The organism is Streptomyces sp. NPDC051738 (assembly GCF_044453205.1).
Classification (GTDB): Bacteria; Actinomycetota; Actinomycetes; order Streptomycetales; family Streptomycetaceae; genus Streptomyces.
Genome location: NZ_JBITCM010000006.1, coordinates 230,002 through 244,685, shown reverse-complemented (window position 1 = coordinate 244,685; position 14,684 = coordinate 230,002). Strand labels below are relative to the sequence as shown.

At 71.5% G+C, this 14,684-nt stretch carries 15 protein-coding genes; 12 read left to right on the top strand and 3 right to left on the bottom strand.

The annotated features are described in order from the left end of the window. Positions 1-162 precede the first annotated feature (162 nt). The 3 genes from ACIA8X_RS16655 (at position 163) to ACIA8X_RS16645 (ending at position 2,387) form a co-directional block, all read left to right on the top strand. Complete coding sequence (locus ACIA8X_RS16655) at positions 163-1,188, top strand: DUF5954 family protein (protein ID WP_399458545.1); 1,026 nt, start codon at positions 163-165, stop codon at positions 1,186-1,188. A gap of 55 nt (positions 1,189-1,243) precedes the next feature. Further along, complete coding sequence (locus tag ACIA8X_RS16650) at positions 1,244-1,876, top strand: VOC family protein (RefSeq protein WP_393447726.1); 633 nt, start codon at positions 1,244-1,246, stop codon at positions 1,874-1,876. Between the two features lie 103 nt (positions 1,877-1,979). Next, positions 1,980-2,387: a VOC family protein gene (locus ACIA8X_RS16645; RefSeq protein WP_399458544.1), complete on the top strand. Its 408-nt coding sequence runs from the start codon at positions 1,980-1,982 to the stop codon at positions 2,385-2,387. On the opposite strand, the gene ACIA8X_RS16640 is transcribed toward ACIA8X_RS16645, so the two are convergent. Further along, complete coding sequence (locus ACIA8X_RS16640; protein ID WP_399458543.1) at positions 2,364-3,056, bottom strand: helix-turn-helix domain-containing protein; 693 nt, start codon at positions 3,054-3,056, stop codon at positions 2,364-2,366. The genes ACIA8X_RS16645 and ACIA8X_RS16640 overlap by 24 nt on opposite strands. A 135-nt stretch (positions 3,057-3,191) precedes the next feature. Continuing rightward, positions 3,192-4,166, bottom strand: coding sequence for an AraC family transcriptional regulator (locus ACIA8X_RS16635; RefSeq protein ID WP_399458542.1), 975 nt, complete (start codon positions 4,164-4,166; stop codon positions 3,192-3,194). Between the two features lie 80 nt (positions 4,167-4,246). Here ACIA8X_RS16635 and ACIA8X_RS16630 point away from each other — a divergent pair, with 80 nt between their 5' ends. Further along, positions 4,247-5,098 carry an NmrA family NAD(P)-binding protein gene (locus tag ACIA8X_RS16630; RefSeq protein ID WP_393447718.1) on the top strand — a complete coding sequence of 284 codons (852 nt, stop codon included), beginning with the start codon at positions 4,247-4,249 and terminating at the stop codon, positions 5,096-5,098. Between the two features lie 55 nt (positions 5,099-5,153). Here the strand turns inward: ACIA8X_RS16630 and ACIA8X_RS16625 are convergent, their stop codons facing one another. Further along, positions 5,154-6,311, bottom strand: a complete 1,158-nt coding sequence (locus ACIA8X_RS16625) for a YihY/virulence factor BrkB family protein (RefSeq protein WP_393447716.1) — start codon at positions 6,309-6,311, stop codon at positions 5,154-5,156. 138 nt (positions 6,312-6,449) lie between these two features. Between ACIA8X_RS16625 and ACIA8X_RS16620 the strand changes: the two genes are divergently transcribed. From ACIA8X_RS16620 to ACIA8X_RS16585, 8 genes are all read left to right on the top strand, one after another. Further along, positions 6,450-8,084 (top strand): acyl-CoA dehydrogenase family protein, encoded by a 1,635-nt coding sequence (locus ACIA8X_RS16620; protein ID WP_393447714.1) that lies wholly within the window; start codon positions 6,450-6,452, stop codon positions 8,082-8,084. 334 nt (positions 8,085-8,418) lie between these two features. Then, positions 8,419-9,708, top strand: a complete 1,290-nt coding sequence (locus ACIA8X_RS16615) for a GAF domain-containing protein (protein WP_393447712.1) — start codon at positions 8,419-8,421, stop codon at positions 9,706-9,708. 154 nt (positions 9,709-9,862) lie between these two features. After that, a complete protein-coding gene (locus tag ACIA8X_RS16610; RefSeq protein WP_399458541.1) occupies positions 9,863-11,152 on the top strand; it encodes a hypothetical protein in 1,290 nt (429 codons plus the stop codon). A gap of 37 nt (positions 11,153-11,189) precedes the next feature. Then, complete coding sequence (locus tag ACIA8X_RS16605) at positions 11,190-11,762, top strand: GNAT family N-acetyltransferase (protein WP_399458540.1); 573 nt, start codon at positions 11,190-11,192, stop codon at positions 11,760-11,762. A 126-nt stretch (positions 11,763-11,888) separates the two neighbouring features. Then, positions 11,889-11,972, top strand: a complete 84-nt coding sequence (locus tag ACIA8X_RS16600; protein ID WP_310591794.1) for a putative leader peptide — start codon at positions 11,889-11,891, stop codon at positions 11,970-11,972. 128 nt (positions 11,973-12,100) lie between these two features. Continuing rightward, on the top strand, positions 12,101-13,798 hold the full coding sequence (locus ACIA8X_RS16595; protein WP_399458539.1) for a nitrite/sulfite reductase: 1,698 nt from the start codon (positions 12,101-12,103) through the stop codon (positions 13,796-13,798). Then, the gene (locus ACIA8X_RS16590) at positions 13,795-13,974 is read left to right on the top strand and encodes a hypothetical protein (protein ID WP_345011861.1); all 180 of its coding nucleotides are present in this window, start codon (positions 13,795-13,797) and stop codon (positions 13,972-13,974) included. Before ACIA8X_RS16595 ends, ACIA8X_RS16590 begins: the two co-directional genes overlap by 4 nt. Next, positions 13,971-14,681: a phosphoadenylyl-sulfate reductase gene (locus ACIA8X_RS16585; RefSeq protein ID WP_393447704.1), complete on the top strand. Its 711-nt coding sequence runs from the start codon at positions 13,971-13,973 to the stop codon at positions 14,679-14,681. The genes ACIA8X_RS16590 and ACIA8X_RS16585 overlap by 4 nt, the downstream gene beginning before the upstream one ends. Positions 14,682-14,684: the final 3 nt, after the last annotated feature.

Below are 14,684 nucleotides of genomic sequence, written 5' to 3'. Positions count from 1 at the left end.
CCGTCGAGCCTAGGTGAGCCGGGGGCGGGGACCCACTCCTCCCGGTGATCCGAAATTTTCGGATCACCGGGATCGGATCACCGGGACGGAAGCCGCCCAACAGACCGCGTTGTTGGGTCGGTTCGCCCTCACACGCACCGACTCCCCCGCGACAATGCGTGCATGACCCATGACTGGCAGCAACAGATCCACGCGCTCCACGAGGAGCTGATCCGCCGCGACGACCCCGCCGCCTGGGTGCGGGAGGCCGACGCCGTGGATGCCTCTCTGCTCTACCCCGGGTTCGCCCTGCGGGGGCCGGTGTTCGGGGTCGCCGTGCAGGAACCGGCGGTGGGGCCCGAGTGGCGGGTGCTGAAGCCGGTCGTGAACGGGATGCCGCAGATGTGCCGGGACTCGCTCAACACCTATCTGTGGTTTCGCGCGAAGGACGACACCGATGATCCGGCCGTACGGCGTGAACTGCTCGCCGCCGTCCACGTGTTGGAGCGGGAGCCGGTCAACGAGGTCGAGGCGTGCGGGGTGCGGTACCGGATCGTGCGCGGGGACGAGATCTCCCGCTGCGACGGCAAGGACCGGCTGGAGCCGCCCCGTCCCACCGACCCGGAGCCCGCCGAACGCACCTGGGAACGGCGCGCCGCCCACACCCCCTCCCCCGACCTTGACCTCGTCCTCGACCCGGACCCCAAGGACGACGGCCCCATGGCGGGCGCCGTGCGGGCGGGGCTGCGCGGCTTCGCGTACCGGGGCGTGCGGTTCCCCGCCGATGTGCGCCGGGAATCGGAGGAGGCGCTGCGCTCGCATCCGCAGGTCGTGCTCCTGCCCGTCTGTTTCAGCGTGGTCGAGCGCGAGCGCACCGGCTGGGAGCCGGCGCTGGCGCTCCAGGCCACTGCGCACGACGCCCGGCGTGTGCTCTATGACGCGATGGGCGAGATGTGGCCGCTGCTGTACCGGTTCGACGACGACAAGAAGGCCGTGTACGAGAAGGCGGCCGAGGAGTTCCGGGCGCTCGAACGCGCCGACGAGGCCCGGGTGGCGGGGCGAAGGTTCCAGGTCTGCCGTGTCGAGCGGGTGCTCCGCATGGGCCCCGACGGCCCGGAGACCCCGCGCCCCTCGGACGTCGACGAGTACGGCCCGATGAAGATCCACCCGACGCTGCTCGACGACGGCACCGTCATCCACGACGACTGACCCACGGCGCACAGGTGTTCCATTCCGCGGGCCGTTCTGCGTAGCCTCGGCTGCGATGAACGCCATTCCCGCGCTCCTGGACCATCTCGTCCTCGCGACCCCCGACCTGGCCGCCACGGTCGCCGACTTCGCCCGGCGCACGGGCGTGACCCCGGCCCCGGGCGGCACGCACGTCGGGCTCGGCACCCGCAACCACCTGGTGTCCCTGGGCGGCATCAGCTACCTGGAGATCATCGGCCCGGATCCCGAGCAGTCCGCGCCCGGGCAGCCCCGCCCCTTCGACGTCGACGGGGTCACCGCTCCGCGCACGGTCACCTGGGCGATCAGTCCGGCGGACCTGGACGCGGCGATCGAGCACGCCCGGGCCCAGGGCTACGACCCCGGCTCCGCGCAGGCGATGAGCCGCCGCAGACCCGACGGCACCCTGCTGGAGTGGCGGCTCACCGACGGCGACGACGCACACCCCTCCGGCCTCGTCCCGTTCCTCATCGACTGGGGCACCTCGCCGCACCCCACCGCCTCGGACCTGCCCGCCACACCCCTGCTGTCCCTCTCCGCGAGCGCCCCCGAGCCGGACGAGATCCGGCCCCTGCTGGCGGCGCTCGGCACGACCCTCGATCTCGCCAGGGGCCCGGTCGGAATGACGTTCACGGTGGACACGCCTCGGGGCCAGGTGACCTTCCACTGAGGGCGGACCTTCGACTGAGGCGCGGCACCTTCCACCGAAGGGCAGCCCTGAGGCGTCCGATTCCTTCAAGACCCGCGGCTCCCCGGCTGCCTACGGTGGCCGCATGACTCCACGTTTCGACGCCATCGGCCTCGTCGTCTCCGACATGGCCGCCTCTGTCACCTTCTACCGTCGCCTCGGTTTCGCCTTCCCCGAGGGCGCCGAGAACGAGCCGCACACCGAGGCCGAACTGCCGGGCGGGCTGCGGCTGATGCTCGACACGGAGGAGACCGTACGGTCCTTCCTCCCGCACTGGCAGCCGCCCACGGGTGGCGGCCGGCACTCACTGGCCCTGCGCTGCGCGGACCCGGCGGAGGTCGACGCGGTGTACGAGGAGTTGGTCGCCGCCGGCCACCACGGCGAACTCAAGCCGTGGGACGCCTTCTGGGGCCAGCGCTACGCCTCCGTCCAGGACCCGGACGGAGGCGGCGTCGACCTGTTCGCCCCGCTAGCCGCCCCGCCGTCGGAGTAGCTCGCCCAGCGGCATGCCCGCCAACTCCTTGACGTCCCGCGCCAGATGGGCCTGGTCGGCGAACCCGGCCCGCGCGGCCGTGTCCGCGAAGGGCACACCGTCCCGCGCCAGGGCGAGGGCTCGCTGCAGCCGCAGAATCCGCCCCAACGTCTTGGGCCCGTACCCGAAGGCGCCCAGGCACCGACGGTGCAACTGCCGTACACCGAGGCCGAGTTCATCGGCGGTGGCGGCGACGCCGCGCCCCGAGTCGAGGGCGGCGACGACCCGTCGTAGCAGCGGATCGGGCGGCTCACCGTCGACGGCACGCTCCAACGCCACGTCTTCGAGCGCGCTCACAGGGTCGTCGGCGGCCTCGACACGGCCGCACAACCGCCGTACCTCCGAGGCCGGCCACAGGTCGGCGAGATCGACGCGCCGATCACGCACCTCGTTCGCCGGCACACCCAGAAACCCGGGCCCGGTCCCCGGATAGAAGCGCACACCCGCCCAAGCAGTGGGCTCACCACCGGTGACGTACGCACGCGTATCGGGCCCGGCGACAAGCAGCCGCCCCTCGTTCCAGAGCAGATCCATGCACCCGTCGGGCAGGACGGGCCCGACGCCGATCCCGGACGGAGTGTTCTTCCAGACCACGGCTCCAGGCAGCCGCGACATCCGCTCCGCGTACATACAGGCGAGGCTACGCGGCAACGCCGCCAGGGGCGCGGGGCTGTGTCAATGTGCGGCTCCGCCGCGTGGGCGCGACCAGCCACACACAACCCGCAGCCCGCAACCAAGCGGCATCCCACGACGAAACCCGGCATCTCAAGCAACTCGCGCCCGATGCTCCTGCGGACTCACCCCGTACACCCGCTTGAACGCACTCGACAGAGCAAACGCGCTCCCATAGCCGACCCTGCGAGCAATCGCATCCAACGTGTCCCCCGTATCGCGCAGCGCATCCGCCGCCAACGCCAACCGCCACCCCGTGAGATACGTCATCGGCGGCTCCCCCACCAGCTCCGTGAACCGCCGCCCCAGCGCGGCCCGTGACACCCCCGCCTTCGCCGCCAGCGAGGCGACCGTCCAGGGATGCCCGGGATCGTCCTGGATCAGCCGCAGGACACGCCCGACGACCGGGTCCGCCAGTGCCCGGTACCAGGCGGGCGCCTCCGCCTCCGGACGGGAGAACCAGGCCCTGAGCGCGGCGATGACCAGCAGGTCGAGCAGCCGGTCCAGGACGACCTCCTGGCCGGGCTCGTCGCGGACGATCTCCTCCATGAGGTACGGCGTGAGGGGGCAGTTCCACACGTCGGCCGTGAGCGCCAGCAGCGGCGGCAGAGCGTTCAGCAGCCGCCCGCTGATCTCCCCCTCCCACAGATACGTGCCGATCAGCATCACCGCCGAGCCGTCCAGCCGGTCGCCCCAGGTGCGCACGCCCAGGTCCATCGAGCCGTTGAGGGCGCGTCCGTCGGGGTAGCGGCATTCGGCGCCCGGCAGGATCAGGGCCTGGGGGGCGGTGTCGGGGGCGTCGGCGCAGGTGTAGGGGTCCGGGCCGCGGGCGATGGCGAGGTCGCCGGGGCGCAGTCGGATCCTCCCCCGGCCTTCGGCCGGGGGGACCCCCATCTCGCTTCGCTCGCCCCGGTCGGGGATCACCCAGGCGTCGCCGCGGACCATGACCATGACGGTGAGCGGAGCCCGGTCCTCGATGCGGACGGACCACGGCGGCTCGAAACACGCGCGGATCATGAAGGCGCCACGCGCGCGTGGACCCTCCAGCAGACCGGCAAGGGCATCCATGTCGCCAGCGTAGACGTCCGCACATGGGAATGAGCCGTTCAGCGATGGGCTGTTGGGGCGCGCGCCCGTTGACTTGAGGCATGACGGAGAACGCAGCCGACAAGGCGAACAAGCAGCGGATGACGGTAGTGGTGACCGGTGCCTCGGGTCGTACGGGGAGCCGGGTGGCGGAAGCGGCACGCGCGGCGGGGTTCACGGTACGGGCCGCGTCCCGGGCGCAGGGCTTCGACTGGGAGGACCCGACGACGTGGGCGGAGACGCTGCGGGACGCGGACGCGGCGTATCTGATGTACCCGTCCGACGTCGGCTCCCCGGCGGCGGCCGAGGGCGTCGGGGCGCTCTCCCGGGAGGCGGTCGGGCTCGGCGTACGGCGGCTGGTGCTGCTGTCGGCGCGCGGCGAGGACCAGGCGCTGCCCACCGAGGAGGCGCTGAAGTCGTCCGGCGCGGACTGGACGGTCGTACGGGCCACGTGGTTCGCGCAGAACTTCAGTGAGGGGCCGCTGGTGGAGGGCATGGTCCAGGGGGAGCTGGTCTTCCCGGCGGGCGAGGTGCGGGAGCCGTTCGTCGACGTGCGGGACATCGCGGACGTGGTGGCGGCCGTGCTGACGTCCGGGGACCGCTATGTGGGCCGGACGCTGGAGCTGACGGGGCCGCGGCTGCTGTCCTGGCGGGAGGCGGTCGCGGAGATCTCCGCGGCGACGGGCGGCACGATCACGTACACACCGGTCCCGACCCGGGCCTACGGCGATGCCCTGACCGGCTTCGGGGTCCCGGCGGAGGAGGCGGAGCTCCTGGTCGAGGTCTTCGAGACCCTCATGGACGGCCGCAACGCCCACCTCACGGACGATGTCCGCGCGGTGCTCGGGCGTGCGCCGCGCGACTTCGGTGACTTCGTGCGGGAGGCCGCGGCGGCGGGCGCGTGGAAGGCGTGAGCCACTCGCGTCGGCGCTGGTCGCGGACGGAATCGCCGAGCTCCGGCACGGGCTCTCAGGGGCGCTCCGAGTCCTCCGGCTTGTGCGGGGTGTGATGCGTGCTCTTCACATGGGTCCGCAACCGGGACGACACGTCCTCCGGCGGCAGGAAACGGGACCACCGCTCGGGGAACTCCGACGGCATGTCCGGGTCGTCGGGGTCCTCGAGCCCGGGCTCGCGGCCGGCGGCGTGGCGGGCGACGTACTCGGCGACCTGGGCCTCGCGCAGCCGCTCGTTGGCGGCGCGGGCCGCGGCCGTCGCGGCGGCCGGCCAGACCCGGTCGATCGCGGCGTTGACCGCGGCCCCGACGAGCACGGCGAACGCGGACACACCGATCCACAGCATCACGGCGACGGCGGCGGCGAGGGAGCCGTAGATCGACGCACCCTCGATCGTGTTCGTCAGGTAGATGCGCAGCAGGAAGCTGCCCAGCACCCACATGCCGAGGGCGACCAGCGCGCCGGGCACGTCCTCGATCCAGGGCGAGCGGACCGGCACGGACACGTGGTACAGCGTGGTCAGGAAGGCGATGGACAGGACGATCACGACGGGCCAGTACAGGACCTGCACCAGGGTCTCCGACCACGGCACGATCCGCACCACCGCGTCCGGCCCGGCCACCATCAGCGGCAGCGCCACCGAGCCGATCAGCAGGGCCGCGATGAACAGCAGGAACGCCACCAGGCGGGTCTTGACGATGCCGCGGACGCCGTCGAGGCCGTACATCACGGTGATGGTGTCTATGAAGACGTTCACCGCGCGCGACCCCGACCACAGGGCGAACAGGAAGCCGACGGAGATCACGTCGGGGCGGCCGCCCTTCATCACGTCGTCCAGGATCGGCTGGGCGATCTGGTTCACGCCCTTGTCGGACAGGACGGTGCGCGAGGCCTCCAGGAGGTTGGTCTCCAGGCTGGTGATGGTGTCGGTGCCGGTCCAGTTGTCGACGTAACCGAGGAGGCCGATGAGGCTGAGCAGCAGGGGTGGGACGGACAGCAGCGTGAAGAACGCGGCCTCGGCGGCGAGACCCAGGATGCGGTACTCGATGCAGGAGTTGACAGTGTCCTTCAGCAGCAGCCAGACGGTCCTGCGTTTCGAGACGTTCCGGTAGAGGACACGCGCCCGATGGAGACGGCCGGAGGTCCGCTGGGGGGATTCACTTGCTGGCTGCACGACCTAACGTTATCCGCCGCACGGGGGCGCATTCATAGCGGCGCCGGGTGCGCACACCGTCGCCACCTGCGCGGTGCCGCGCGCCGCCGCCGTGTCAGGGTGGAAACCACCGCCCCGTGGAGGGATAGGTTCACAGCCATGGCAGGCAGCACGCACACCGTGACCAATCAGCCCCCACCCCTGGTCGGCCACGACGTATACACCTCTGACCTGGCCCTGACCGAGGCCGTCGCACGTCATCTCCCCCCGGAGCTGCTGGACGAGGTCCAGGGCGAGCTGGCGGGGCTCGGCCGCACCTGCGGTTCGGCGCAGGTCCAGGAGTGGGGGCGGCTGGCCAACGAGCATCCGCCGCGGCTGCGCACGCACGACCGCTACGGCCGGCGGATCGACGAGGTCGATTTCCACCCGTCCTGGCACCGGCTGCTCGGCAAGGGCGTCGCGGCGGGGCTGACCGCGGCCTGGGTCCGGCCGGCCGGACATGTGCGCCGGGCGGCCGCCTTCCTGCTCTGGACGCAGGTCGAGGCCGGCAACGGCTGCCCGCTGTCCATGACCCACGCGGCCGTGCCCGCCCTGCGGACGGAACCCGAGCTCGCCGCCGAGTGGGAACCACTGCTGACGTCGATGATCTACGACCATGAGCTGCGGCCGGCCGGACAGAAGGCCGGGGCGCTGTTCGGGATGGGCATGACGGAGAAGCAGGGCGGCAGCGACGTACGCGCCAACACGACGGCCGCGCATCCCCTCCCCGACGGCGAGTCGTACGAGCTGACCGGGCACAAGTGGTTCTGCTCGGCCCCCATGTCCGACGGGTTCCTCGTGCTGGCGCAGGCCCCGGGCGGGCTCACCTGCTTCCTCGTGCCGCGCGTGCTGGCGGACGGCAGCCACAACCTGTTCCTCATCCAGCGGCTCAAGGACAAGCTGGGCAACCGCTCGAACGCCTCCGCCGAGGTCGAGTTCGACGGGACGTGGGCACGCCGGGTCGGTGAGGAGGGGCGCGGAGTGCGCACCATCATCGACATGGTGGCCGCGACCCGCCTCGACTGTGTCCTCGGCTCGGCGGGACTGATGCGGCAGGCCGTCACGCAGGCGATCCACCACTGCTCCCACCGCGAGGCGTTCGGCGGAAAGCTCGTCGACAAGCCGCTCATGCGCAACGTCCTGGCCGACCTCGCCGTCGAGTCCGAGGCGGCGACCACCCTCGCACTACGGCTCGCGGCGGCCTACGACGACGACAGCGAGCAGGAGCGGGCACTGCTGCGGATCGCGGTGCCGGCAGCCAAGTACTGGGTGACCAAGCGGTGTGCGCCGGTGACGGTCGAAGCGTCCGAGTGCCTCGGCGGCAACGGATACGTCGAGGAGTCCGGCATGCCCCGCCTGGTACGCGAGTCCCCGCTGAACTCGATCTGGGAGGGAGCGGGCAACGTCCAGGCCCTGGACGTCCTACGGGCGTTGCAGCGCGAGCCCATGGCCCTCAACGCCTATCTGCAGGAGGTCGGCAAGGCCCGCGGCGCCGACCACCGCCTGGACGCGGCGATCAAGGGCCTGCTGACGGAACTGGCCGACCTGGAGGGCATCGAGGCAAGGGCCCGCCGCCTGACGGAGCGACTCGCGCTGGTCCTACAGGGCTCCCTGCTGGTCCGCTTCGCGCCATCGGAGGTGGCGGACGCGTTCTGCGCGTCGCGGCTGGGAGGGGACGGAGGAATGGCCTTCGGCACACTCCCGTCAACCCTGAACCTGGCGTCGCTGGTGAACAGGTCCAGGCCGCAGGCCTGAGACCTCAGGGGCGCGGGGAACTGCGCGACAAGCCACAACGGACCCGCAGACGCCAACGCGCAGAAAGCGGCACCCCCCGACGCGCAACCCGCCCAACCGCCGGAGGTAGGGGGTGGTGCTGCGCCGACACGGCACCACCCCCACCCAGGCCCGTTCGAGCCCACGAACGCCGCTCGGGACGGCGTTGCTCAAGTCTCAATCAGGCCAGGCCGGTCCACCAGGGTTGCAAGGGGTTGCAACTTGTTGGCATCTGTGTGCGGAGTGTGTGCCTCCGCGAGCGGCGGACGGCACTATGAGACGCACAGTCAGTGTGAGCCCGAACCGGGAGGAACCCTTGGCGCTCTCGCCGACGGACGTGACGCAACTGGCCGCCGTGGACTCGGCACGGGCCGCCCGGGTGCTCAGCGACGTCCGCGCCGCCAAGCTCGCCGGGCAGCGCGCGCCCGTCGCACCGCGCCCGGTGATCGAGCAGTCCTGGGAGCGCATGCTGCGCAGCGGGGTCGATCCGGACCACGACTTCCGCTCCGGGCTGCTGTCCCGGGAGGAGGTGCAGCGGCGCCGGGAGAGCACCACGCTCAGGCATGTGCTGCCGGTGCTGCGCGAGGGGCTGCTGTCGGTCGCGGACGTCGCCCACCACATCATGGTCGTCGCCGACGACGAGGGCCGGGTGCTGTGGCGGGAGGGCAGCTCCTCCGTGCTGCGCAAGGCCGACGGGCTCGGGTTCGAACTCGGCGCCGACTGGCGGGAGAGCGTCGTCGGCACCAACGGCGTGGGCACCCCGGCGGTGGTCCGCCGGCCCGTGCAGGTCTTCGCCTCCGAGCACTTCCAGCGCTCGCAGACCGCCTGGACCTGCACCGGCGCCCCGATCACGGATCCGCGCGACGGCCGGCTGATCGGCGTGGTGGACGTCAGCGGGCCGCTGGAGACCATGCACCCGGCCACCCTCGCCTGGGTCGACTCGGTGGCCAAGCTCGCCGAGGCCCGGCTGCGTGAGCAGCATCTGACCTCGCTGGAGCGGCTGCGCGCGGTGGCGGCGCCGGTGCTGGCCCGGATCGCCGGGCGGGCCCTGGTGGTGGACCGGGACGGCTGGACCGCGGCGGTGACGGGGATGCCGTACGCGACCCGGGTCGCGCTGCCCAAGTCCCTGACGCCGGGCCGCCGGTGGCTGCCGCAGCTCGGCCTGTGCTCGGTGGAACCGCTGGCGGGCGGCTGGCTGCTGCGACCCGCCGACGAGCCGGTGCCGGCCGGGGCGACACAGATCGCGCTGGACCTGACGCAGCCGCGCCGCTGGTCGGTGACGGTGTCCGGCGGCGCGGGTTCCTGGAGCCATGAACTGAGCCCCCGGCACGCCGAGTTGCTCTACCTGCTGGCCCTGCACCGGTCGGGACGCAGCGCGGCGGGGCTGGCCGAGGACATGTTCGGCGACGCGGGCCGTACGGTGACGGTGCGGGCCGAGATGTCCCGCGTACGGCGCTATCTCGGGGCGTTCCTGGAGCATCGGCCGTACCGCTTCCGTGAGGACGCGGAGGTCGGGGTGCTGCTGCCGGACGACCCGCGCGCGTTGTTGCCGCATTCGACGGCGCCCGCGGTGGTGCGCGGGCGGATGTCGGCCAAGATGTCCTGAATACGGCCTGCGGGGTGGCATCTTCCGCATATTTGCGGGGTCTTCATCCGCAAGCGTGCTCACCTGCCGTAGCATCCCTCTACGAGCCACCCCACCTGCTCCTTTGGTCAACAGACAGACCAATAGAGGCAGTTGGCTCGCCTCGGGAGGTTTGATGAAGCACCGCGGCAGACACCGTCGACGCAAGCAGGGCCGTGCGGTTCGCGCGTTCCTGGCCGGAACCGCCCTGGCGCTCACCGCCGCCGCCACGATGATCAGCGCCTCACAGGCCACCGTCGGTGACAACCCCGGGGCGCTGGAACCTCTCACCAGGGACGCCGACACCCGCGCGCTCCGGCTCCAGGAGCAGCTGGTGCCGCAGGCCACCCTCGACGAACTCGCCGCCGGGATGGGCAAGCCGGTGGGTGTGCGCGCCGTCCTGGAGAGCGCCGACCGCACTCTGCGCGGCGCGTCCGGCTGTACGTCCGCCGAGCGCACGGCGCTGCCGGTCGCGCCGGCCGCCACACGCGCGTACTGCTGGGACGCCGCCGACACCCGGGCCTGGCGGGCGGGCGCGGTCACCACCTCGGGGGACGCCGACGACGACGGCTGGTGGAAGGACAACCGCGTGCTCCTCTCCGGCTGGAGCCAGGGCACCGCCGACCGGGGCCTCGCCCGGGTCTCCTTCGTCGACGCGAACGACCTGGACCACCTCAGGTACGCCTCGGCCCTCCTCGTCGTCCCGGTGGACGGCGGGCGCGACTACCGCGCCCTGGCCTCGCGCCTGACCGGCATGGTCTGGTACCAGGACAAGCTGCTGGTCACCGCCGCCGACGGGCTGTACGTGTACGACATGAACCGCGTCCAGCGCACGACGGTCGACAGTGGCGCGGTGGGCCGCGTCGAGAGGGGCTGGTCGGCGGGCGGCAACCGCTTCGTCCTGCCGGCCGTCGGCTCGTACCGTCTGAGCGGTTCGGACGGCGCGCCCCGCCTCGGTGCCGTCTCCCTCGACCGCAGCACGGCGCCCGACAGCCTGGTCGCGAGCGAGTGGACGCCTGCGGGCAGCGACGAGCACGCCCGTCTGTGGCGCTACGACTTCAGCAAGGACCCGGCCCGTCCCGGCCTGCTGGCCACCGACGCCACCGGAGCGGCGTCCGCGGTCGAGGCGTACGAGACGGAGGCGTCCGGCATCAGGGGCCTGCTGTCGCATCGGGCCGACGGCACGGACCGCTCCGACTGGTACGTGGGCCGCGACCCGGGCTCCACGGACCGGCACGGCAGCCTGTGGCGCCAGGACAGTGAGGGCGCCGAGGCGACCCGCTGCGGCTCGGAGAACGCCCCGCGCTGCTGGGGTGTCCAGGCGGGCCCCCTGTCGTACTGGGAGGCGACCGGCGAGGTGTGGTCCCAGTCGGGCCGGGTGCTGTTCGCGGCGCCGCTGACGTCGATCGACCGGGCGCTGGGGTAATCGACAGATCGGCTGTTCGGATGATTCCCTGGCCACCATGCCCCGCATCCCCGTGACCACCTGGTCCCTGGAACAGACCTCCCCCACCGACGTCCTCCCTGCCACCGCCCCGGAAGGGGACGTGCGGATCGTCCGCTCCGAGGTGCCCTCGCCCGCGTTCAGCCGGTTCCTGTACTCGTCGGTTGGGGGAGACATCCTCTGGATCGACCGGCTTGGCTGGACATACGACCAGTGGGAGAAGCACCTGGCACGTCCGGGGGTCGAGACATGGGTCGCGTACGACCAAGGGACTCCGGCGGGATACGTCGAGCTGGAGCCGCAGGACGACGGGGTCGTGGAGATCGTCTACTTCGGCCTGATTCCGGCTTTCCGCGGCCGGCGGATCGGCGGCCATCTGCTGGCGTACGGCGCCGCCCGCGCCTGGGACCTCGCGGACCGCTGGCCCGGACTGGCGCGGACGAAGCGGTTGTGGCTGCACACCTGCAGCCTGGACGGGGAACACGCCATGGACAACTATCTGCGGCGCGGCTTCAAGCTCTTCGACACCAAGGTCGAGGAGGAGGCCGAGGTGGCCGCGCCCGGTCCGTGGCCGGGGGCTTACCCTGGCTGACCTGGGCAGAAACGGCCGATTCGGGCCATGTGACCGACGACACCCTTGTCTCACTCTACGGGACAAGGGTGTCCGCATGACGGACGAAGCTGGACTGTGTCCAGATCGCCGTGCCACGCTTCCGTCATGTCTGGAACTGGAATTGCCTTGGTGAGTCGGCGGCACGTCGACCTCGGCCGCATGTCCAGCGCCATCTGTCCGGCGCGCTGAGTACAGTCCACCCGCGCCCGACACTCCCCTTCAGTCTCATTCCTGCGCAATGAAGCGCATGTATACCCATGCGCCAATACGCGCAGGTCAGAGCCGCTTTCCCGCCTGTCCCGAAGGACGTATCAACCATGGCCGCCAACCCGCAGAAGCCTGCCGCCGCGACTCCCCGCCGCAAGGTGAGCCGTCACCGCGGTGAGGGTCAGTGGGCCGCGGGGCACTTCACCCCGCTCAACGGCAACGAACAGTTCAAGAAGGACGACGACGGTCTCAATGTGCGGACACGCATTGAGACGATCTACTCCAAGCGCGGCTTCGACTCCATCGACCCGAACGATCTGCGTGGCCGGATGCGCTGGTGGGGGCTCTACACCCAGCGCCGCCAGGGTATCGACGGCGGCAAGACCGCCATCCTGGAGCCGGAGGAGCTCGACGACTCCTACTTCATGCTGCGGGTGCGGATCGACGGCGGTCGGCTCACCACGCAGCAGCTGCGCGTCATCGGCGAGATCTCGCAGGAGTTCGCGCGCGGCACCGCGGACATCACCGACCGGCAGAACGTCCAGTACCACTGGATCCGGATCGAGGATGTGCCCGAGATCTGGAACCGCCTGGAGGCGGTCGGCCTGTCCACCACCGAGGCCTGCGGTGACACGCCCCGTGTCGTCATCGGCTCGCCGGTCGCCGGTATCGCCGCGGACGAGATCATCGACGGCAGCCCTGCCATCGACGAGATCCAGCGCCGGATCATCGGCAACAAGGCGTTCTCCAACCTGCCCCGCAAGTTCAAGTCCGCGATCTCGGGCTCGCCGCTCCTCGACGTGGCGCACGAGATCAACGACATCGCCTTCGTCGGCGTGGACCACCCCGAGCACGGCCCCGGCTTCGACCTGTGGGTCGGCGGCGGTCTGTCCACCAACCCCAAGATCGGTGTCCGGCTGGGCGCCTGGGTGCCGCTGGACGAGGTGCCGGACGTCTACGAGGGCGTCATCTCGATCTTCCGCGACTACGGCTACCGGCGGCTGCGCACCCGCGCCCGCCTGAAGTTCCTGGTCGCCGACTGGGGCGCGGAGAAGTTCCGCCAGGTGCTGGAGGACGAGTACCTCAAGCGCAAGCTGACCGACGGCCCCGCGCCCGCCCAGCCCGTGGAGCGCTGGCGGGACCACGTCGGTGTGCACCGGCAGCAGGACGGCCTCTTCTACGTCGGGTTCGCCCCGCGCGTCGGCCGCGTCGACGGCGCCACGCTCACGAAGATCGCCGAGCTGGCCGAGGCGCACGGCTCGGGCCGGGTCCGTACCACCGTCGAGCAGAAGATGATCGTCCTCGACGTCGAGGAGGCGCAGGTCGAGTCGCTGGTCGAGGCCCTGGAGGCACTGGACCTGACCGCCAAGCCCTCCCCCTTCCGGCGCGGCACGATGGCCTGCACCGGCATCGAGTACTGCAAGCTCGCCATCGTCGAGACCAAGGCGCGCGGCTCCCAGCTGATCGACGAGCTGGAGCGCCGGATCCCGGACTTCGACGAGCCGATCACCATCAACATCAACGGCTGCCCGAACGCCTGCGCCCGTATCCAGGTGGCGGACATCGGTCTCAAGGGCCAGCTGGTCCTCGACGACAAGGGCGAGCAGGTCGAGGGCTTCCAGGTGCACCTGGGCGGCGCGCTCGGTCTGGAGGCCGGGTTCGGGCGCAAGGTGCGTGGCCTGAAGGTCACCTCCGAGGAACTGCCCGACTACGTCGAGCGGGTCCTGAAGCGGTTCCAGGACGAGCGCGAGGACGGCGAGCGGTTCGCCACCTGGGCGGCGCGCGCCTCCGAGGAGGCCCTCTCATGAGCGAGCGGGCCGCCCCCTTCTACTGCCCCTACTGCGGTGACGAGGACCTGCGTCCCGGCGAGCAGGGCCATGGCGCATGGGAATGCGCGGCGTGCAATCGGGCCTTCCAACTGAAGTTCCTCGGGCTGCTCGCCCGCGGTCTTCAGCGCACCGACGCAGGGGGAGACGAGATATGACGACGACACAGGAAGAGCGCACGACGGCGGATCTCAAGGCGCTCGCCGAGCAGGCGGGCCGCGACCTGGAGGACGCCTCCGCGCTGGAGATCCTCCAGTGGGCGGTCGACACCTTCGGCAAGCGCTTCTGCGTGACCTCCTCCATGGAGGACGCGGTGGTCGCCCACCTCGCCTCCCGCGCCATGCCCGGCGTGGACGTCGTGTTCCTCGACACGGGCTACCACTTCGAGGAGACCATCGGCACCCGCGACGCGGTCGAGGCCGTGATGGACGTCAACGTCATCACCCTCACCCCGCTCCAGTCGGTCGCCGAGCAGGACGCGCAGTACGGCCCCAAGCTGCACGACCGCGACCCCGACCTGTGCTGCAAGCTGCGCAAGGTCGAGCCGCTGGAGCGGGGCCTGAAGGGCTATGTGTCCTGGGCGACCGGGCTGCGCCGCGACGAGTCCCCGACCCGGGCGAACACCCCGGTCGTCGGCTGGGACGAGAAGCGGCAGAAGGTGAAGATCTCCCCGATCGCCCGCTGGACTCAGGACGACGTGGACGCCTACGTCGCCGAGCACGGCGTCCTCACCAACCCGCTGCTGATGGACGGCTACGCCTCCGTCGGCTGCGCCCCCTGCACCCGCCGGGTGCTGGAGGGCGAGGACGCGCGCGCCGGCCGCTGGGCGGGCCGCGGCAAGACCGAGTGCGGGCTGCACGGCTGACCA

What these genes read in the sequence shown, in the direction of transcription:
- ACIA8X_RS16655 (WP_399458545.1), top strand. Translation starts at nt 163, where the DNA reads ATGACCCATGACTGGCAGCAACAGATCCACGCGCTCCACGAGGAGCTG.
- ACIA8X_RS16650 (WP_393447726.1), top strand. Translation starts at nt 1,244, where the DNA reads ATGAACGCCATTCCCGCGCTCCTGGACCATCTCGTCCTCGCGACCCCC.
- ACIA8X_RS16645 (WP_399458544.1), top strand. Translation starts at nt 1,980, where the DNA reads ATGACTCCACGTTTCGACGCCATCGGCCTCGTCGTCTCCGACATGGCC.
- ACIA8X_RS16640 (WP_399458543.1), bottom strand. Translation starts at nt 3,056, where the DNA reads ATGTACGCGGAGCGGATGTCGCGGCTGCCTGGAGCCGTGGTCTGGAAG.
- ACIA8X_RS16635 (WP_399458542.1), bottom strand. Translation starts at nt 4,166, where the DNA reads ATGGATGCCCTTGCCGGTCTGCTGGAGGGTCCACGCGCGCGTGGCGCC.
- ACIA8X_RS16630 (WP_393447718.1), top strand. Translation starts at nt 4,247, where the DNA reads ATGACGGAGAACGCAGCCGACAAGGCGAACAAGCAGCGGATGACGGTA.
- ACIA8X_RS16620 (WP_393447714.1), top strand. Translation starts at nt 6,450, where the DNA reads ATGGCAGGCAGCACGCACACCGTGACCAATCAGCCCCCACCCCTGGTC.
- ACIA8X_RS16610 (WP_399458541.1), top strand. Translation starts at nt 9,863, where the DNA reads ATGAAGCACCGCGGCAGACACCGTCGACGCAAGCAGGGCCGTGCGGTT.
- ACIA8X_RS16605 (WP_399458540.1), top strand. Translation starts at nt 11,190, where the DNA reads ATGCCCCGCATCCCCGTGACCACCTGGTCCCTGGAACAGACCTCCCCC.
- ACIA8X_RS16600 (WP_310591794.1), top strand. Translation starts at nt 11,889, where the DNA reads ATGTCTGGAACTGGAATTGCCTTGGTGAGTCGGCGGCACGTCGACCTC.
- ACIA8X_RS16595 (WP_399458539.1), top strand. Translation starts at nt 12,101, where the DNA reads ATGGCCGCCAACCCGCAGAAGCCTGCCGCCGCGACTCCCCGCCGCAAG.
- ACIA8X_RS16590 (WP_345011861.1), top strand. Translation starts at nt 13,795, where the DNA reads ATGAGCGAGCGGGCCGCCCCCTTCTACTGCCCCTACTGCGGTGACGAG.
- ACIA8X_RS16585 (WP_393447704.1), top strand. Translation starts at nt 13,971, where the DNA reads ATGACGACGACACAGGAAGAGCGCACGACGGCGGATCTCAAGGCGCTC.